Origin of the sequence: Photobacterium rosenbergii, assembly GCF_003026455.1 — a bacterium.
Taxonomy (GTDB): Bacteria; Pseudomonadota; Gammaproteobacteria; order Enterobacterales; family Vibrionaceae; genus Photobacterium; species Photobacterium rosenbergii.
This window is the reverse complement of record NZ_PYMB01000013.1, coordinates 45,969-64,193: the sequence shown is the minus strand read 5'-3', so window position 1 is coordinate 64,193 and position 18,225 is coordinate 45,969. Positions and strand designations below refer to the sequence as shown.

General features: G+C 45.9%; 18 protein-coding genes and 1 pseudogene. 13 read left to right on the top strand and 6 right to left on the bottom strand.

What is annotated here, in order from left to right; translation table 11 throughout:
* Positions 1-14 precede the first annotated feature (14 nt).
* Positions 15-266, bottom strand: coding sequence for a DUF1656 domain-containing protein (locus C9J01_RS29925; RefSeq protein ID WP_107299922.1), 252 nt, complete (start codon positions 264-266; stop codon positions 15-17).
* Positions 267-380: 114 nt separating this feature from the next.
* Between C9J01_RS29925 and C9J01_RS20065 the strand changes: the two genes are divergently transcribed.
* From C9J01_RS20065 to dkgB, 3 genes are all read left to right on the top strand, one after another.
* Entirely contained in the window at positions 381-1,277 is an 897-nt protein-coding gene (locus C9J01_RS20065) for a LysR family transcriptional regulator (protein WP_107299921.1), read from the top strand.
* Positions 1,273-2,157, top strand: a complete 885-nt coding sequence (locus C9J01_RS20060) for a LysR family transcriptional regulator (RefSeq protein ID WP_201797853.1) — start codon at positions 1,273-1,275, stop codon at positions 2,155-2,157. Before C9J01_RS20065 ends, C9J01_RS20060 begins: the two co-directional genes overlap by 5 nt.
* 159 nt (positions 2,158-2,316) lie before the next feature.
* Positions 2,317-3,123, top strand: a complete 807-nt coding sequence (gene dkgB / locus C9J01_RS20055) for a 2,5-didehydrogluconate reductase DkgB (RefSeq protein ID WP_170114925.1) — start codon at positions 2,317-2,319, stop codon at positions 3,121-3,123.
* Positions 3,124-3,229: 106 nt separating this feature from the next.
* Here the strand turns inward: dkgB and C9J01_RS20050 are convergent, their stop codons facing one another.
* Together C9J01_RS20050 and C9J01_RS20045 are read right to left on the bottom strand one after the other, a co-directional pair.
* Complete coding sequence (locus C9J01_RS20050) at positions 3,230-3,886, bottom strand: PAS and helix-turn-helix domain-containing protein (RefSeq protein WP_107299920.1); 657 nt, start codon at positions 3,884-3,886, stop codon at positions 3,230-3,232.
* A gap of 120 nt (positions 3,887-4,006) precedes the next feature.
* Positions 4,007-4,639: a D-Ala-D-Ala carboxypeptidase family metallohydrolase gene (locus C9J01_RS20045; protein WP_107299919.1), complete on the bottom strand. Its 633-nt coding sequence runs from the start codon at positions 4,637-4,639 to the stop codon at positions 4,007-4,009.
* A gap of 217 nt (positions 4,640-4,856) precedes the next feature.
* Between C9J01_RS20045 and C9J01_RS20040 the strand changes: the two are divergent.
* Positions 4,857-5,465 (top strand): annotated as a pseudogene (locus C9J01_RS20040) (murein L,D-transpeptidase catalytic domain family protein); the annotation flags it as partial.
* 350 nt (positions 5,466-5,815) lie between these two features.
* A complete protein-coding gene (gene argF, locus C9J01_RS20035; protein ID WP_107299917.1) occupies positions 5,816-6,817 on the top strand; it encodes an ornithine carbamoyltransferase in 1,002 nt (333 codons plus the stop codon).
* 99 nt (positions 6,818-6,916) lie between these two features.
* Here argF and C9J01_RS20030 read toward each other — a convergent pair whose 3' ends face one another.
* On the bottom strand, positions 6,917-8,068 hold the full coding sequence (locus C9J01_RS20030) for an iron-containing alcohol dehydrogenase (RefSeq protein ID WP_107299916.1): 1,152 nt from the start codon (positions 8,066-8,068) through the stop codon (positions 6,917-6,919).
* Positions 8,069-8,318: 250 nt separating this feature from the next.
* Between C9J01_RS20030 and C9J01_RS20025 the strand changes: the two genes are divergently transcribed.
* The 4 genes from C9J01_RS20025 (at position 8,319) to C9J01_RS20010 (ending at position 11,528) form a co-directional block, all read left to right on the top strand.
* A complete protein-coding gene (locus C9J01_RS20025) occupies positions 8,319-9,239 on the top strand; it encodes an AraC family transcriptional regulator (RefSeq protein WP_107299915.1) in 921 nt (306 codons plus the stop codon).
* A gap of 191 nt (positions 9,240-9,430) precedes the next feature.
* Positions 9,431-9,991, top strand: a complete 561-nt coding sequence (locus C9J01_RS20020; protein ID WP_107299914.1) for a porin family protein — start codon at positions 9,431-9,433, stop codon at positions 9,989-9,991.
* A gap of 387 nt (positions 9,992-10,378) precedes the next feature.
* Positions 10,379-10,888 carry a porin family protein gene (locus C9J01_RS20015; protein WP_107299913.1) on the top strand — a complete coding sequence of 170 codons (510 nt, stop codon included), beginning with the start codon at positions 10,379-10,381 and terminating at the stop codon, positions 10,886-10,888.
* Between the two features lie 175 nt (positions 10,889-11,063).
* A complete protein-coding gene (locus C9J01_RS20010; protein ID WP_107299912.1) occupies positions 11,064-11,528 on the top strand; it encodes a hypothetical protein in 465 nt (154 codons plus the stop codon).
* Positions 11,529-11,593: 65 nt separating this feature from the next.
* Here the strand turns inward: C9J01_RS20010 and C9J01_RS20005 are convergent, their stop codons facing one another.
* Entirely contained in the window at positions 11,594-12,634 is a 1,041-nt protein-coding gene (locus tag C9J01_RS20005) for an AraC family transcriptional regulator (protein WP_107299911.1), read from the bottom strand.
* A 204-nt stretch (positions 12,635-12,838) separates the two neighbouring features.
* Between C9J01_RS20005 and C9J01_RS20000 the strand changes: the two genes are divergently transcribed.
* From C9J01_RS20000 to C9J01_RS19990, 3 genes are all read left to right on the top strand, one after another.
* Complete coding sequence (locus C9J01_RS20000) at positions 12,839-13,219, top strand: MFS transporter (RefSeq protein ID WP_201797850.1); 381 nt, start codon at positions 12,839-12,841, stop codon at positions 13,217-13,219.
* Complete coding sequence (locus tag C9J01_RS19995; RefSeq protein ID WP_107299910.1) at positions 13,212-14,435, top strand: HlyD family secretion protein; 1,224 nt, start codon at positions 13,212-13,214, stop codon at positions 14,433-14,435. The genes C9J01_RS20000 and C9J01_RS19995 overlap by 8 nt, the downstream gene beginning before the upstream one ends.
* Positions 14,436-14,636: 201 nt before the next feature.
* On the top strand, positions 14,637-15,341 hold the full coding sequence (locus C9J01_RS19990) for a hypothetical protein (protein ID WP_107299909.1): 705 nt from the start codon (positions 14,637-14,639) through the stop codon (positions 15,339-15,341).
* Here the strand turns inward: C9J01_RS19990 and C9J01_RS19985 are convergent.
* Positions 15,338-16,510 carry a cation:proton antiporter domain-containing protein gene (locus C9J01_RS19985; RefSeq protein WP_107299908.1) on the bottom strand — a complete coding sequence of 391 codons (1,173 nt, stop codon included), beginning with the start codon at positions 16,508-16,510 and terminating at the stop codon, positions 15,338-15,340. The genes C9J01_RS19990 and C9J01_RS19985 overlap by 4 nt on opposite strands.
* A 355-nt stretch (positions 16,511-16,865) precedes the next feature.
* Between C9J01_RS19985 and C9J01_RS19980 the strand changes: the two genes are divergently transcribed.
* Positions 16,866-18,224 carry a class-II fumarase/aspartase family protein gene (locus tag C9J01_RS19980; RefSeq protein WP_107299907.1) on the top strand — a complete coding sequence of 453 codons (1,359 nt, stop codon included), beginning with the start codon at positions 16,866-16,868 and terminating at the stop codon, positions 18,222-18,224.
* Position 18,225 lies beyond the last annotated feature (1 nt).

Here is an 18,225-nt window from a genome sequence, read left to right as displayed (position 1 = left end):
AAGCTCCGAAGAAATCAAGAAGGAAAAACGTAAGTACCGACAACAACGGTGTAAATAACCGCTAGTGATAGCTCGACTAACGGTGGGCTGGCGACATGACGAAACCAACGAAGTCGGTTTAATATCCGGACTGTTAAGGACGTGCATATCAAGCCTAACAGGGCGGCGACCAGCAATGGGGGAAGGTAGAGATCGCCAAAGGCAATTTCATGGGGAACGGCAAACGACACAGTTTTTCTCTTGTTGGTCAAAAAGCGATGGAGCATGTTATTGCTTATCGCATTGGCGATAAATCGTTGAAAAGGGAATACAATCGAAACTCTTGGTTTCTAATGTTGATTAAAATAGAATCTAAAGATTGTTAATCATGGAGTAAGCTGTTGGACCGCTTAACCAGTATTGAGATTTTTGTACGGGCTGTAGAGCTGGGCTCGTTTGCCGCGGTTGCTGAAGAGCGCGGGATCAGCGCCCAGATGGTGGGAAAACATGTCAGGGGGTTAGAGAACACGATTGGTGCCAAGCTATTAGCGAAATCCACCCGGTTTCAAAGCCTGACGGCTGCGGGGGAGCAGTATTACCAAAGGTGCTTGGTGGTGCTGGATGAGTTAAAGGCCGCCCAAGAAGATATCTACCGCAGTATGAGTGAACCCAGCGGCAGTTTGAAAATAGCCACCGGGGTGAATTTCGGCATCAAAGCGTTGGCGCCTATTCTTGCCAGGTTCCAGTTGCAATACCCCAAGCTCGACATTGACCTGACTCTGGATAACAACCCACCGGATATGCAAAAAGGAGGCTACGACGTTATTTTCCGAGAGCGTTTGGAGGGGTATGACTATCTAGTCGCCACTAAACTGCGCAGCTATCCGATGATTGCCTGTGCGTCACCAGCCTACCTCAAACGATACGGCACACCACAGCACCCTGACGATCTGGAGCAACATCAATGCCTGCAAAGCAATCTATCGCAGGCTCCATACAAGTGGCGTTTCTTCGACGGTCAGAAAATCGCAACACCAAAGGTGAGTTCCCGTTTTACCATGAACAGCGGGCAGGCTATGTTGGCAGCTGCATTGGAAGGGGCTGGTATTACCCTGCAACCAACATTTCAAGTCAGTGAGGCATTGGCCGATGGCGCGTTGCTGCCTATATTGCAGGACTATAGCCTGCCCGAGGTAGAGCTATACATGCTCTACCGGCCTTCCCTTCGGAATACGGCAAGGTTGACGGCGTTGCAGGCATTTGTCCGTGAGTCTATGGAGAGTCATTCTGATGATTAAATCGAAAACGGAAGAATTGGAAGTCTTTTTGGCCGTTATAGATTGCGGCGGCTTCTCTGCTGCCGCCAACCAGCTTGAAATGCAGGTAGCCAAAGTATCTCGTTTGGTCGCGAATCTGGAAAAGACTATGGGTTGCAGCTTGCTGCACCGCACGACCCGCCGGGTTGAGCCAACCCATGAAGGTTTGATGTTCGCACAGAGCGTCAGGGCTGGGCTGATGTTGATCCAAGACGCACAGGAAAGGTTGAGTTCGCAGCAATCATCACCAAAAGGCAGGTTGAGAATCGATGCAGCCAGCAGTGTTATGACTCATCAGATTGTCCCGCTTATTAAACCCTTTCAGGCGGCTTACCCCGATATCGAAGTCGAATTGGCGACCAATGAAAGTATTATCGATCTGTTAGAGAAGCGAACCGATGTCGCAATAAGGGTCGGTACACTCAAAGACTCCAATTTGCACGCGAGAGTGCTTGGGCAAAGCCCTCTGAGGCTGGTGGCCTCGCCTGACTATATTGCACAAAATGGAGAGCCAAATAATATCGAGTCGCTATTATCACACCAGCTTATAGGTTTCTCGGGTCAACCACATCTCAACAAATGGCCCGTTTTTAACGAAGTACTGGATCCTACATTTTCTACATTGGCGACCAGCGGCGAAATTATCCGTCAGTTGTGTCTGGCTGGAATGGGTATCACTTTGCTGTCTCAGTTTACGGTAGGAAAAGATATTGCCGAGGGGCGGTTGGTGAGTCTTTGTGATGGCCTAATTGCGTCCCCACACCCACGAGAGTCAGTGCAGGCGGTGTACTATCAAAATTCTGCCCCTTCGCCACGGATAACCGCTTTCTTGGACTTTATCCAATCAAGACTTACTTTGTAATTCATATGATTAGGTGAATTAAGCCTGCTCTCAACTCAGGCTTGTTGACTGTCATACTTTCTTAAAAAATGAGAAGGTGTTTTGTGAATTATTGTCTTTTTTGATGGTAATAATGGCGTAAACTAGTATTCAGTTTTTCAGACATCAGAGAATTTAACGATGACAATTGCAATGCCGGTTCTTGGAGCAGGGACTTTCCGCCTGAAAGGTGAAGACGCGTATAACTCAGTGACGATGGCACTTGAAGCGGGTTACCGTCACATTGATACGGCACAGATCTACGGCAATGAAAAAGAAGTGGGTGCTGCCATTGCCGACTCAGGTATTGCTCGTAGTGAGATCTTTCTGACCACTAAAATCTGGATGGACAAATTTGGTAAAGAGGCTTTCTTGCCAAGCATTCGCCAAAGCCTAGCTGATTTGCAGGTTGAATATGTAGACCTGCTGCTGATCCACTGGCCGTTGAAAAACGAAGAAGTGGCCATGTCAGATTACCTAGCAAGCCTTAAAGAAGTGAAAGAGTTGGGAATGGCCAAGCAAATTGGCATCTCAAATTTCACTGTTGCCCAGATGCAGCAGGCGATTGATATTTTGGGTGCAGAGGCTATCTATACCAACCAGGTTGAAGTTCACCCTTACCTGCAAAACCGCAAAGTTGTCGACTTCTGTCGTGAAAATGGAATCATCGTGACGGGTTACATGCCATTTGCTTATGGCGATGTACTTAAGGATGAAACTATTGCTCGTATTGCTGAAAAGCACCAAGCAACAACGGCTCAGACGGTACTAGCCTGGATGCGCCAGAACGAGTTTGTGACGATTCCATCTTCAACCAAGCGTGCCAATATCGAGAGCAACCTTAAGGCTTCAGAGGTGGTGCTGGATGAAGCTGATATGGCGGCTATTGCTGAGCTAGATCGTAACCATCGTTTGGCAAATCCTGACTTTGCCCCAGAGTGGGATTGATTTCGATTCCATTTGCCTAAGTCATTACAGACAGGTCTCTCAAGCCAGCAGTTTATCTGCTGGCTTTTTTTAGGCTAAGTATTGGCTAAAGCGGGTAGCGACAAGGTTACTGGACAATTATCGAGGCTGGTGTTTTGAAGAGCTGTTCTGGAATCACAGAAAGCCAGCCATTACAGCGGGCATATTCGATCAAAGTCGCACGATTAGTCACACCCACATCTGCAAACCGTGCAATTAAATTGGAGATTTGTTTTTCGACTGCCTTCGGTGTTCGGTGAATCAATTGTGCAATTTGCTTTGTCTGACGGCCACGCAACAGCCAAAACAGGACGATTTCCTGTGACGGTGTAAGCTGCATACACTCAGGCTTGACGGTGCTGAAAGACGTATTTGTGCTGTTAAGCGCCATGATTTCTGCAAAAGACGCCAGATTGACTAACTCCCTTAAGTTGGTCGCGCTAAATTGGATACCCCAAGGCTCTCCATTGATGATCACGGGGCGTTTTTCGAAAGTATAAGCATCAAAACCATGAGCATATTTATGCACATCTATGGTTATTACTGTCTTGTTTTCTGATATCGCCTGTCTATCTTGCTGTACAAAGTCAGATGCAAATTGGGCTGTATCACATGGTAGATCACGATCAGTGAGGCCTTCTATATCACATGGTGCATTGACTAAGTCACGGTAGGCTTTGTTGGCAAAGGCGAAAATGCCATCCTTAGACTTCAATCCTGCAGGATACGGGCTGTGCTCTAGCATGTGAATCAGAACGGATAAATATGTATTTTGGTCTATGTTCACACGCGCATTTTATCACTCCGATCAAGGAAGGGAAGTAGGAGAAATCCCCCTTTTTGAGTAGTTTGTCATTAGAAGCAATCACCAGCTTCTATATCCACAGGTATCAATATGGAATCGTACGCCGCTGTATAGGCCTAGCCCCATATTGTTTTTCCTGCCGACTTTGTTATAAACGCCCATAAGGATTTTGTGGAGCTCAGTACGGGAGATGTTCCTGATCGGTACCATGTCAAGCGCACAGAAATCTAAGTGAGAGCTGCGAGGCGCGCCACCGGCATGTTGGTTGTATTCTTTGCTACGGTCACCAGAGACTGGGATAAGCAAACCGGTTTTTGGCATGACGTGCTCTTGAACGAACAGTAAGGTCCGCACCATATTATCCCAGTTCTTTTTGTCAGGTAGGTTGAAAACCGTGGTGTTGCTCAGCCTCCAATCTGTACCTTGTAGCAGAATGAGGTGAAGAGGTATGCCTTCTTTGACTCCATTATCCAGAAAATATTTATAACCTTCTTGAATCTCCTTTTCTTTCCTGTTCATCAGCACCCAACCACGGAATGCTGCCAGAGTAGGGACTTTAAAACCTTGCACCTCAACGACTAAATCACTGTAGTCAAAGTCGGTGTGTACTTCGTAAAGCTTTGATAGATCAACGGCTTCTGCTTGGCTTGCGCTCGAAAAGCCCAACAATAGCGACAACATTATCCACTTCATCTTACATCCTGAATTGGTATTGATGGGATATACATCGACATATTCGTTTAAGTGTAGGTGATTTGACTGAGCGGGTTTTAGTCGTTTCTTAAGCTGTCATTTGTAATTTTCTATGAAAATCTGTCTTAAATGGTGAGATAAAAAAGTCATTGCCGATTAATCTGTTAAAATTAGTTAGGTAACTCTGTCGTAAAAAAGTCGCTTTTTGTTATTGCCTATGATCAAAAAAATACTTCTACTTTTGCTTTTTTCTACCATTGCCCAGGCTGGTACTGTTGAAGAACACATCGAAGATCTTGCTAGCGAAGTCTATACAAGGGCCTCATTGGACGGCCTAATGGATTATGCTTTGCTCAAAGAGGGTATCGAAGCCTATATGACCAAAGGGACGGGGGCTAATCCTAATTTGGTGATCATTGACTACCGAAGGCCTTCCAATGAAAAACGGTTCTATGTTGTCGATTTGGCCAATAAAAAGTTGAAGTACCATACCTATACTACCCATGGGATTGAGAGTGGTGGTGCAACGGCAGAGCGCTTTTCTAACACCGTCAACTCAAAGCAAACCTCTTTAGGCGTGTTTAAAACGGCTGAGACCTATTACGGGAAATACGGATACTCACTGCGTCTTGATGGCTTGTCTAAAGGGGTCAATGACAATGCCCGCCGGCGTCATATCGTGATCCATGGGGCGAAATATGCCTCACCAGACTTTTTAGCCGTTAATAACTTTATTGGTTGGAGTTGGGGATGTCCGGCGCTGCCGCCTGAAAAGAATCGTGAGATTATCGATTTAATTAAGGGGGGCAGCATCATTCTTGCCGCTAACGATGAAATGGTCGGGCAGGAATCTTCACCATCCTTGCTGGCGTCTAATACTTTTCATGAACCTTCAGATAGTGAAAACCGAATGGTGATCAGCCGCTAAATGTTTCGAGTTGCCAAGTTATTTGAGAAAAGCCGATGATGCATTCATCGGCTTTTTTGTTGAATTAAAGTGCGTGGTTATTCGTTCTCTTTAATGTTTTATGCCCTGTTAAGGAATGCTGAATAAAGGATTCAGGACAATCAACTAGACGGTTCTGCCGAAAGTCTGGATATTCTAACCACAGGCAACAAAACAGCAGTGAAGCAAAACACTGCGTAAATTATATTATTTAACAGAGAGATACGAATATGGCTTTTAATCTACGTCACCGTAATTTCCTACGTTTATTGGATTTCACTGGCAAAGAAATTGAGCACCTGATCGGCCTTGCGCAAGATTTGAAAAAAGCAAAGTACAGTGGTACTGAGCAACCAAGATTGAGCGGCAAGAACATCGCCCTGATCTTTGAAAAAACGTCCACCCGTACCCGTTGTGCATTTGAAGTGGCGGCGTATGACCAGGGCGCGAACGTCACATACATTGGTAGCGGCTCACAAATGGGCCACAAAGAAAGCGCCAAAGATACAGCTCGTGTGCTGGGACGCTTCTACGATGGTATCGAGTTCCGTGGTTATGATCAGAAGGTTGTGGAAACCTTGGGTGAGTTTGCCGGGGTACCGGTCTGGAATGGCCTTACCGACCAATGGCATCCAACCCAGATCATCGCTGACTGGATGACTATGATTGAACACGGTAACGGCAAGCACCTTAACGAGATGAAGTTGGCCTACATGGGCGATGCTAAGAACAACATGGGTAACTCATTAATGGTCGGTGCTGCGAAAGTGGGCATGGAAATCCGTTTGGTTGGCCCGAAAGAATACTGGCCAGAGCCTGAGTTAGTTGCCGAGTGTAATGAACTGTGTGAAATCTCCGGCGGTAAGATTGTCATCACTGACAACGTTCAAGAAGGTGTGGCAGGTGTCGATTTCATATACGGCGATGTATGGGTGTCTATGGGTGAGCCTGCAGAACTATGGGCCCAGCGCGTTCACGACCTGTCCCCTTACCAGGTCAATATGGACGTCATCAAGATGACCAATAACCCAGATGTGAAATACATGCACTGCCTACCAGCATTCCACAACAGTGAAACTACGGTGGGTAAAGAAATCTCAGAGCGTTTCTACCTAGAAGGTCTAGAGGTGACAGAAGATGTATTCGAGTCACCTTACAACATCTGCTTCGATGAGGCCGAAAACCGCATGCATGCGATCAAAGCCATCATGGTAGCGACTCTGGGTGATTAATCTAGTCAGTAGACTTTAAGACCTTGAATCCTGCAACTTGAAGTCTTGGGTGAAAAAAAGGGAGGCGAAGCGCCTCCCTTTTCTTTTATAGCTATGAAGTTACAGCGCAGCCTCTAGGATCGCTCGGCTGTCATTGATCGTGATGTTACCTCGCTCACCCAATGCTTTCATACCATGCTTTTCAAGGCTGGCAACCAGAGTGTCGATGTCAGCATTACCCAACTCGACATCACTTAGGCTGGTTGGTACTTCCATCTGCTTGAAGAAGGCGATAGTTTGGGCAATTGCTTGGTCGATACGCTCGTCGTTTGTACCTTCAGTGATACCAAATACACGCTCTGCGTACTGCAGCAATTTGCCTTCTTTGTCTTCACGGCGCTCTTTCATCACTGCTGGCAGAACAATGCTAAGCGTGCGAGCATGGTCGATACCGTAGTTACCGGTTAGCTCATGGCCAATCATGTGAGTGGTCCAGTCTTGCGGTACACCGACACCAATCAAACCATTTAGAGCTTGGGTTGCGGTCCACATGATGTTGGCACGCACATCGATATCATCAGGAGTCGCTAGGGCTTTCGGCCCTTCTTCGATAAGGTTCAGAAGCAAACCTTCGGCAAAGCGGTCCTGAACCTTGGCATTGGCCGGGAAGGTCAGGTATTGCTCCATGACATGAACATAGGCATCAACTACACCATTCGCTACCTGACGAGGAGAAAGGCTAAGCGTAGTTGTTGGGTCTAGTACTGCAAACAATGGCTGTACTTTTGGTGTCATGAAAGCCAGTTTGTCTTTACCGCGAGAAACAACAGAGCCCATGTTGCTCTCAGAGCCTGTTGCAGGAAGAGTCAATACACATGCAAGTGGTAGGGCACTTTCTACAGGGTGCTGTTGGGCAAGGATATTCCATGGGTCTTCGCCTTGGTAAGCAGCAGCTGCAGCGATGAACTTAGTGCCATCGATAACCGAACCGCCACCGACTGCAAGTAGGTAGTCAAAGCCTTCAGCTTTGATTTTTTCAACCGCTTTCATTAGCGTGTCGTACTGAGGGTTTGGTTCTACACCCGCAAACTCGCCCCAGTTATGCTCACTTAGCGCTGCTTTGACTTGATCATATACACCGTTTTTCTTGATAGAACCGCCACCGTAGATGACCAAGACCTTTTTGTCTTGTGGGATATCGTTGGCAATGGCTGCGATTTGGCCTTCACCAAAATGGATACGGGTAGGGTTCTGGTAAGTAAACTTGTCCATGAAGTATCTCCAGTGTTTATTGTATGTGTCGCTATATGATGAACACAGTCTATGCCAATGCTCCCTAAATAGTGATGCTCAAAACTGTTTAATACTTGCCTAAATCTACTTTTTGACTGATATTGTCGTCGGGAATATATGGTAGGATAGCTTTCTGCTGATTGTTCTCCAGCACTGGCTTTTCGCGTTAAGTCGCGTTCTGCTCTGTGCCCAAAGGCAAATCATTCATTTTAATCTTAGGGTAGGTGAGATGGTATCCGTCGTAGACTCCGCGTCTAAAAAGTGTGTACAGAAAGGGGAAGATCTTTGTACTTACTATGGTTTAGCTGATAGTTCAGGTATTGTTGACCTTCCTATACCGGGTATTCGGCTATTTAGGATCAAGCAGTACCATAAGATGACACCGCAGATGTATCAGCAAGGGGTTGTGGTGATTCTGCAAGGGAATAAAGTGGGCCACCTCAATGATTACCGCTTTGATTACGATACAAACCATTGCCTGATTGTTGCAACACCTTACCCTATAGCATGTGAAACTTTTGCTTCACCGGAAGAGCCGTTGATTGGGTTGGATATCGATTTTGATCTCACCATCATTCAAGAGCTTGTTGATACCTTGGAGCAGCACCAGCACAGCGAAATGGCCCCCTCGCCGGATAATGGGCGTGGTGTTGCAGTCACTCAAATTACACCTGACATACGAGATTGTATCTGCCGGCTTTTGGGCTGCTTGAAAGATCCGTTAGATGCCAAAGTGCTGGGCAAGCAGTTGTTGCGAGAGTTTTACTTCCAACTGCTCAAAAGCGATCAGGGCCATTTACTTGCACAATACTGTAAGCAAGACAGCGCATTGTCGCGGGTTTCCCGGGTGATCACCCATGTCCAATCACACTATGATCAAAAGCTGGCGATAAATGATTTGGCGGATATGGCTGGAATGAGTGTGTCGGCGTTCCACCGTGCCTTCAAACAGGTGGTAACTGATCCCCCTTTGCAGTACATCAAGAAGATCCGCCTCAACAAGGCTAAAACCATGATGTCGCAAGACGGTATGCCTGCCAATATTGCGGCCTTGAAAGTAGGCTATGAGAGTCCAACCCAGTTTAGCCGCGAATTCAAACGCTACTTTGGCGTACCACCAAGTAAGGCGTCACATATAGGACTTTCTTGATATTGTTAAGTCTTTTCTTGTGTTCTGACATAGAAAATTACAAATAAAACAGTGTTTTCTATTTTAAGGTTTCGTTCAGCTTTATTGTGTACAGTGTTCATTATTGAAAGGGCAGCAACCATAACTGCACCTAATAACTAGAAACCAAGAATTAGCTTGGCTTTACAAACACTGCATCAAGGAAATTACACATGAAAAAGCTAGTAGTAGCGTCAACCCTTATTCTTTCTACTCTTGCGGCTACACCTGTATTGGCAAACAACACTGACTGGTTTGTCGGTGGTGGTATTGGCTACCAGAATGACAAAATAGAAAGGAGTGGCCAACTATATTCGAACAAGAATGTTGAAGATGCTTCCTACCAGTTCCGTGGCGGTGCCATCATCAACGACCAGCACCGATTCACGGCGACATACAGCTATTACGAAAGTGAGTTTGATGGATTTTTCGCTAATGATTATACCCAGAACATGTACCTTGCTTCGTATGATTACTTGATCCCTGTTCATCAAAAGGTAAACCTGTTTGCGGGTGCTACGATGGGTTACTCTGATACCAAGATCAAAAATACTCTGAGCAGCAACAGCTCAACAGATTTTGTATGGGGTGGCCAAGTAGGTGCACAATACAAGTTGAGCAATAATCTATCAACAGACCTTACTTACCGTTACCTAGATCAAGACTATCAAAAAGGTGTGAATAAAATTGATTACACCCAACAGGTCGTTTGGTCTGTTGATTACAAATTTTAATTTAAGCTGAATAAATATTAAAAAGAGGACTTGCTGTCCTCTTTTTTTTATTTCAAAAATTAATGTCAAAATATTCAGCTTATGTTTTGTTTGTTATTTAATTCTTTTAATAACAGTGGTTTGTGTGTTTTCTCTTTGGTTTTTCTGAGTGTAAATTAATCATTGCTGCTTATTTTGATTGATTTATGGTGTCTTTTTAAGATTTCTTATTGAGCACATACATTATTTGTTCAGCATTTGTTAAGTTAAAAAACAATGTTTTATATCTTAAGTTTCCATTCAGTAAATAGGCGTATATTGATTGGCGAACAGAACAAATTATATAAGACTTATCCGGCACATTAGATAAGAACAATTAATGAAGCTTGGGAGTCCAAGGAGACATACATGAAAAAGATCACAGCAATCTCAACTTTGGCACTAGCAGTAATGGCAGCATCTCCAGCGTTCGCCGCTGACACACAGTGGTTTGTGGGTGGTGGTGTTGGTTACCAAGAAGATAATGTAAAAGGTGCTAATGCCCAAAACGGTGAAGATGCAACTTACCAGTTACGTGGTGGTGCTATCATGAACGACCATCACCGTGTGATGGGTACTTACAGTTACATGGACAAGTCATCACAGAACATGTTCTTGGCTTCTTATGATTACCTAATGCCTGTGCACCAAAATGTAAACCTATTTGCAGGTGTTTCTGCGGGTGTGGCTGATAACAAGATCAGCGGCAGCAGCTCGACAGATTTCGTTTGGGGTGGTCAAGTTGGTGCGATGTATGAAATCAATGATAATTGGTCAACAGATTTGACGTACCGCTACCTAGATCAGGATTACAGCAAAAACGATACGAAGATCGACTACTCACAACAAGTAGTATGGTCGGTTGATTACCGTTTCTAATTGATCTGCTTGTAAAAACTAAGCCTAATTAACTGAAGGGGAAAGTGTATGCTTTCCCCTTTTCTTGTTTTAATCCATCAAGCTTTAACCGTAGCAGTGAGATAAATTCACTGTCTTGTTTACATGGATACTGCTATAACTAATTGTATTAGATTAAATAAGTCAGGATTCAAGGATGAAGATAAAACTGGTTGGGTTACTAATGGGAAGCATGTTGGCAACGCCTGCTGTCGCTACCCAATTGGAAGGTGGCACATGGTTATGCCAGCGGCCGGATACCCCAGAAAACATGTGGGAAACCACATCATATACGTTCAAGCCTGACGGTACGATTCAGTCTGAAGAGTGGCTGAGGCGTTCTGAAAACAATCAAATTCAATTGGAATTCAAGCTGGCAGTTGATTATAGCTTCTACCATAACGGGCTAGATTATGTGCTAAAGCCTGTTCACCTATCGCGGGATATTGTGGTGGACAAAAACAATGTGAATCCTTTTGATAGTGACGCAAGACGCGATTTACTTGGTTACCGGATCTTTTTCCAACCACAGTTTGAAAGTGATAACCGTGCTGAGTTTGTGATGCGCCACCATATTACCCCTGACCAGCGCTTTACCCTCAACTGTTCCCGACAAACATAGTCCTATGACGTACCCCATACCCAAGTTATCGCAATCTCTTGGGTATCCCTTCTAATAGCAACAAGCTAATTTGGTTTTTGCCGGCTCCGTTCTTGTAGCTTCTCCTTATATTGGGTGGGTGTTTGTCCCCGCTGACGTTGAAAAGCCTTGCTGAAACTCTGAACATTTTTATAGCCGAGCTCTTTGGCTATTTCAGAAATACTAAGATCAGCCTGCATGTATTTGATTGCTTGGTTACAGAGTACATAGCTGGTTATCGAACTGAAGCTCCATCCAAAATGGTGGAGGCGGCGTTGAAGCTGTTGCCGAGATAAGCCGAACTTGTCGGCAACAAAGTCTAAGCTTGGGTAGCCATAGAAGCGGGAATAATTGATCATCTCATACATCATTTTCGCTGCATCATGAGGCTGGGGCATATTGAGAAATTCATCTAGCTCCAGGTTGGTCAGCATCATAGGGCGTGACAATTCAAATGGGAAAGTATTTTCATGCTCAAGGACGGAGATATCCAGCCACACCCGAGTTAACGGTGCGTTCCAACGTATGTCTGCGCCAAAAAACTGCTCTAATTCTCCGTTACCACAAGGTGGCCCACTTAGCTCGACAGTCAGCGGGTGATAATTCCCCCCCATAAAATAGCGCAGGGTGTTAGTGAACATGATAGCCATGCGTAAGCTGTCTTGGAGGCGCCCCCGTCCTGATGAAAAATGGTTGTCATAAGTCCATTTGATGATTTTACCTGATAGTTCACCGTGAAAGGTTGCACCAGATTGCAAGCAGGACGTGCCGTAATTAATCCGGCGGAAAGTAAGAGCAAGCTCAGGCGTTGAGAGGAACCACTGTCCGAGTTTGTCCATGTTGTCAAAACTGATGTCTTTCGCCATTTTGCAAAGGTATGCCGGGTTACCAATCAGTTGCTCTAGTTGCTCCATTTTTTGGTTGAGATCCGAAAAGGGGACCAGCGTCATCGGCTCTTCAAGCAATTTGCGAGGTACGCCGATGTCACTAAGGGAGATCCCGTAATGTTTGTCCAAAGCACGGACAAAAGGTTGGAAGAAAATGGATCGGACAAAGGCTGCTTGAAATTGGGAATCAGGTAATGGCATAGCGTGCTTTTGCTCTTATGTGGTCTGAATATATTAAAACCTCTTCTATATTGATTTAATGTATCCAATCTTGTGATGCCTGTCACTGTTAGTTACATAATCTCACCAACAAAAATAAATTGAAAAAGCCGATAACAGTCAGTGTTTTGCCCTGAGATTGTTTGTTGGCGAAATGATTGTGCGTTAGTGAATTGGAGAACTGTTATGAGTCTCGTCAGCATGCCGTTTGTCGACAGTGGTGTCGACACTGCGCTTCATATTGTCGCCGCTGTGGTGTTATTTGGCTCCATTGCCGCTGCGGCATTTGGTTTTTGGCGCATTCATGAGCTGCCAATCCAAAAAGCCCATACGAAAGAGCATCACCAATTGGGATTGATAACCGCCTTGACCTGGATTGGCTTTATTTGGCATTGGGTATGGGTGGTAGCGGTGTTCATCGCTTTTGTTGATGGCGAACAAGCCTTGCGTCGTATCCGAGATATCTGGAAAGAAAAAGGGAGCCATCCACAGCCTCAACCTTCAGCTACTCAGCCTGCCGTCTCTGAGCCGGTGATCATGACTAAAGAGGAGGCAGAAAATGCTTGAGGGTTTGGCGGTATGGGCATTGTTTATTTACCTACTTCGACTTGTAGGGATGCCATGGAATAAAGTCACCAAGACTTTCTCTTATCTTGGCGGGGCGGGCTGGTTGGTTTTTGTCTGGATTGGGTTGATTACCTTTGCGCCAATGGATATGTCCGGTGGTTCGGTGGTGCAGTCCCCGCATATTCAGTTGCGTCCCGGTTCGACCAAAATTAAAGGCCATGTGGATGAGATATTCGTCCGCCCTAATGAAAAGGTGAAAAAAGGCCAGCTGGTTTACACCTTGGATGATGAGCAATACCAGATTGCGCTGAATAAAGCAGAGACCCAACTTGATTCAGCCAAGGTAGCTCTGTCTATTGCCAAGGAAGATGTACTGATTGCCAAGCAGAATCATAACGCGTCACTGAAAGACATTGAGATTGCACAGAACGAGATAGAGTCTGCCAAGGAAGATTTGGAGTGGAAGGAAACCACGCTGCGTCGCTATCAGGAACAAAACAGGGTGGTTAAACATACGATCACCGAAACCCAGATGGATGAGCAGCAGACGGCGGTGGATGTAGCAAGGGCCAAGCAAGTAACTTTGCAGTCTCAGTTGGAGAAAGCCCGTGTATCAGCCCAACGGGCACAATTGGATTTCGAAAAAGCGGAATTGTCTGTTGCAAGCCGCAAAGTGGATGTGGCAAATAAACAAGAAGATGTCGCCCAGGCGCAATGGAATCTAGACAACACCCAGGTTCACGCGCCAACCGATGGCTATTTGACCAACTACATTATGCGCGAAGGCCAATATGTTGGTGTTATGCCTCGTATCCAGATGTATACCGATGAAAAGTACGTCTTAATGCGGGTTAATCATCAGGCGATTCGTAATGTCAAAGTTGGGCAGCAGGCAGAGTTTGCCTCACCGGTTTACCCTGGCAAGGTCTTCAGCGCTGAGGTCGAGGGCATAATTGAAGCAACGGGTGAATCGCAGGGCAGTTTGCTGGCAAGGGATGACAATGTCCGTCAAACAACCGGTCAGAACGCATTGAATAAGCACCATTTTGTCCGCTTGAAACTGACAGAGCCCGGAGACTATGACATTCCGGTTGGCTCCGTTGGACTGGCATGGATAAGCGCCGAGAAGCCGATTGATTTCTTAGCGTTCCTAGATGTCATTCGCGGCATTATCATCCGCATGAAATCCCAGATTTACTTTATCTGGTCGATGTAAGACAAACCTTCACCCGATACAAGGATAAATCGAGGGGTGAAGGACCGATTACCGCTCTGGGATAACAAGGTTTCCGAAGCTGCGTTATCCCACTTTAACTACGTAAATGCTGACCGTAGTGGCTGCAATTCTACTAGGCTAAGGAATTGCAGCTTTTTTTTTATCATCGGTATAATTGGCAGATTACATGGAGTGTCAATCATGCCTTTAGTTTTCCCGGTTACCCGATTTTTTCGCCTTACGGTTTCCTTCAACCAATTAGCCCCTTGCTTGTTTACCCTTTTCACTGCGCTGGTGTTGTTTTCGCCAATTTCTAATGCCAATGTTTTTCAGCAAGATTTTGAATTTGGTGACTCTGCTGACTACATAAGCTCACTGCCTGAGAGCTTTGATTGCTCAGCCCTTTATCAAACGAGTGAAGGCGCAGAGTCAGAAGGGAAGGCATTTTGTTTCGATCAAACCAACCTGTTCAATACCCAAGGTGGGATGCTCACGGCTTTTATCTCTGAGGGTAGAGTCGATGCAGTCGAGTATATGCTGGAAATGTCTTGGGCCAATTACAATGCAGTACTGGCTGGTTTGCGCCGTCAAAACTATGTTTTTGCTCAGGTGACCGTTGGTGGTGAAACTCTTGATGTATTATCTGGCCTTAAAGTCCTTGATCAACAAACCCTTGATGACCAGTTGTTTACCTTGGCAAACCATAGTGATTTCTTAGTGCTGCGCGAATTTATCCTGCTGGATCACCGTAGTTTCAAACGTGCGCTAAAAACGGATATCAAAAGCGTAGAGAACTGGCTTTCAGGCAATAACCCTAAGCGAGGCTTCGAGCGATTAACCCTAATAAGAGTTACCGTTAAAGACAATGAAATCTTACTTAAAGCCAGCCAGCCGTTTTCAGATTAATCCTTGCGAAGCTTCTTGACCGTGGATATTGGGGTAGGGAAGCGGTTTACTACCCAATAGGTCGAGATGATAAACGTGGTAATGGTCGCCATTTGGATAAACAAGACAGCCTCCATCGAGAGCAAACCGCTTATCATTGCTGCATAAGCAACAAGGAAGGAAAACTCACTGGCTTGGCTGAGCCTAGCACTCAATTCATGCTGCATAGTGGGTTTTTCTCTGGCCATTTTCAGCGCGGTTGAAAAGCCCCAATATTTAATTCCCACCATCACGGCGCCAAAAGCGATGCCGAAGAAGGTGTAGTGGTTCCATTCACTGAAGTCCATCCTTGCGCCAATGGCAAAGAAAAACAGGATCAAGAAGAATTCTCGCAGTGGTTTTAAATGAACAGAAATGGCCTGTGATACCCGGCTGGTTGCAATTGAAATACCCGCAATAAATGCTCCGCTCTCGTAAGATAAACCGACCTGGTGGCTTAGCTCTGCCCAGAAGAAGCACCAAGCAAGGGTTGCCAAAAAACTGTATTCCTGAATGACGTCAAACTTTCGAAATAGCGGCAAAATAATGTAGCGCACACCGATAAACGCCAAGGTGCAGATCGCGACGAATTTTCCCAGCATCAATAAAAAGCCAACCATCATGGCATTGCCACCGTCCATATTGAGAAAAATGATCACGCTAATGGCAATGACGTCCTGCACCAGCAAAATGCTGGTGATCACTTCCCCCATGCGTTGATGGTGCAGGGTGGTTGTCGGAATGAGCTTGAGGCCAATGACTGTACTGGAAAACATCAAGGCAGCAGCGCAGATCACTGCATCTAACAGCGACAACTGAATCGCCAAGCAGAACAACAGAGTGATGGTGAAAAAGAAGATACAGGTGCCAAGGGTGATTATGGCACTTTCCTTGAACAGGTTGAGTAACTTCCTCGGTTGAAGGTTCAAGCCAATTAAAAACAGCAAGAGGATGACACCGATATTGCCGATCTGCGTAATGTGTTCGGCATTGGGGATCAGGTTAAACCCGTAAGGGCCGATGACAACGCCGGCAGCAATGTAAGCAAGGATAATCGGCTGGCAGGCATATAAAAAAAGCGTACCCAATATCGCTGCGCTGATAATAATCGCACATAGCTCAAAGATGATGGGGGCCAATTCAATCGGCATACCGATACAACCGCATAAGAGACATCCTGCAACATGGTGTCACATAAGTTTGGCCCATGATGCTATGTTGCGCCTAAGCGCTTGGTTGCATTGAATGACTTTTAGTAATGATTGAGGGCTATATCTTGCTTGTTCAAGTGTGATCTATGTCACAACTAATTATACGGTGTGTTGTTCTGTAATTATATGGAATGCTATTCTCTATCCCGTAATGGTTCTCAGCAATATGGATGTTGCTTGATTAGGCTTAATTTGCTGCGGGCTGATGCCCGCTTTTTTTTCATTAAGCGCACAGTAATCACTATTATGTCAGAGTAGTCTTTATCTCTATCGATTGGCGCTTAGGATGAAGGATATGCCCGGCTCAAATGTCTCTGTTTTTGATTCAACTCTATACTCCCCACTTTTTACCCAACCAGAAATGAAACGGATATGGTCTGACGATAACCTTATCCAAACGTGGCTAACTTTCGAGGTAACCATTGCCAAGGTTCAGGCTGAACTAGGGCTTATTCCGCAGCAGGCTGTTACTGCCATAGAGCAGGCTTGTATCAGTGATAACATTGACTGGACACGACTGGCACAAGATACCCAAAAGGTGGGGATGGCCATTAAACCCTTGGTCGATCAGTTGACCGAGCAAGGTGATGAGCACGTAAAACGCTACCTTCATTGGGGATGTACCACTCAGGACTTGCTCGATACCAGTCTGGCGATGCGGGTGAAGCAAACGCTAGGCTTGGTGAGGGCTCAGCTTGTTAGCTTAGGCGATTTACTTGAAGTTATGGCGCTTGACCACAAGCAGACCGTAATGGTGGCAAGAACCAATGCGATGGATGCTTTGCCGACGACTTGGGGTTTACAGGTAAGCAGTTATTTGCAGGAAATTACCCGCCATATTGTCCGGCTTGATGAGCTTTATCCACGGGCAACCACAGGTATGTATGGTGGGGCCGTGGGTAATCTATCGTCAATTGGCCCTCAAGGCTTAGCCGTACGTAAAGGACTCTTTGATGCCCTAGGTCTGACAGAGCCAAAAGGCCTTGGCAATGCAAGCCTGGACAACATTGCCGAGCTTATTCAGTTTTTTGCCTTGGTCCACGGTACCTTGTGTCGCATCGCTAATGATACAGAGACGATGGGACGGGCATCTGTTGCTGAAGTTCGCGAGGGGGAAGCCGGTGGCGGTTCAAGTACGATGCCGCACAAAGCCAACCCGCGCGCAGCCAATATGATTCAGACTCTGTCACGTATGGGCTGGATGTATGCGAGTAGTGCACCTAACCTGATGGATCAGCACGATGTCCGTTCCGCTTCTATGCGCGTTCTAAATTGGAGCTTGGTACCAGAGTCGTCTTTGGCTGTTTCGACAGCATTGGAGCGCGCTCATAGACTGGTAGCTAACCTTGTGGTCAACAAGGAGCGCATGCGCGACAATTTCGATGCTTCCCGAAACTTCATCATGTCGGAAGCTGTGATGATGAAGGTCGCTGAAATCGCTGGGCGAGGGGAAGGCTACAACAAGGTCAAATCCGCCATTGCCAATGCGCCCGTTGAGGGAAACTTGGCAGAGGTGCTCAAGCAGGATGATGAAGTGTCTGCAATACTGTCATCCCAAGAGATTGATGAAGCTTGCAACCCGCAGCACTATCTTGGCTGTAACGACGCGCTTATTGATGAGACGGTTGCTCAATACCATAAGGTCTTGGGGTAAG

What these genes read in the sequence shown, in the direction of transcription:
- C9J01_RS20005 (WP_107299911.1), bottom strand. Translation starts at nt 12,634, where the DNA reads ATGCCATTACCTGATTCCCAATTTCAAGCAGCCTTTGTCCGATCCATT.
- argF (WP_107299917.1), top strand. Translation starts at nt 5,816, where the DNA reads ATGGCTTTTAATCTACGTCACCGTAATTTCCTACGTTTATTGGATTTC.
- C9J01_RS19995 (WP_107299910.1), top strand. Translation starts at nt 13,212, where the DNA reads ATGCTTGAGGGTTTGGCGGTATGGGCATTGTTTATTTACCTACTTCGA.
- C9J01_RS20025 (WP_107299915.1), top strand. Translation starts at nt 8,319, where the DNA reads ATGGTATCCGTCGTAGACTCCGCGTCTAAAAAGTGTGTACAGAAAGGG.
- C9J01_RS20050 (WP_107299920.1), bottom strand. Translation starts at nt 3,886, where the DNA reads ATGCTAGAGCACAGCCCGTATCCTGCAGGATTGAAGTCTAAGGATGGC.
- C9J01_RS20045 (WP_107299919.1), bottom strand. Translation starts at nt 4,639, where the DNA reads ATGAAGTGGATAATGTTGTCGCTATTGTTGGGCTTTTCGAGCGCAAGC.
- C9J01_RS20015 (WP_107299913.1), top strand. Translation starts at nt 10,379, where the DNA reads ATGAAAAAGATCACAGCAATCTCAACTTTGGCACTAGCAGTAATGGCA.
- C9J01_RS20000 (WP_201797850.1), top strand. Translation starts at nt 12,839, where the DNA reads ATGAGTCTCGTCAGCATGCCGTTTGTCGACAGTGGTGTCGACACTGCG.
- dkgB (WP_170114925.1), top strand. Translation starts at nt 2,317, where the DNA reads ATGACAATTGCAATGCCGGTTCTTGGAGCAGGGACTTTCCGCCTGAAA.
- C9J01_RS20020 (WP_107299914.1), top strand. Translation starts at nt 9,431, where the DNA reads ATGAAAAAGCTAGTAGTAGCGTCAACCCTTATTCTTTCTACTCTTGCG.
- C9J01_RS20010 (WP_107299912.1), top strand. Translation starts at nt 11,064, where the DNA reads ATGAAGATAAAACTGGTTGGGTTACTAATGGGAAGCATGTTGGCAACG.
- C9J01_RS29925 (WP_107299922.1), bottom strand. Translation starts at nt 266, where the DNA reads ATGCTCCATCGCTTTTTGACCAACAAGAGAAAAACTGTGTCGTTTGCC.
- C9J01_RS20030 (WP_107299916.1), bottom strand. Translation starts at nt 8,068, where the DNA reads ATGGACAAGTTTACTTACCAGAACCCTACCCGTATCCATTTTGGTGAA.
- C9J01_RS19985 (WP_107299908.1), bottom strand. Translation starts at nt 16,510, where the DNA reads ATGCCGATTGAATTGGCCCCCATCATCTTTGAGCTATGTGCGATTATT.
- C9J01_RS19980 (WP_107299907.1), top strand. Translation starts at nt 16,866, where the DNA reads ATGCCCGGCTCAAATGTCTCTGTTTTTGATTCAACTCTATACTCCCCA.
- C9J01_RS19990 (WP_107299909.1), top strand. Translation starts at nt 14,637, where the DNA reads ATGCCTTTAGTTTTCCCGGTTACCCGATTTTTTCGCCTTACGGTTTCC.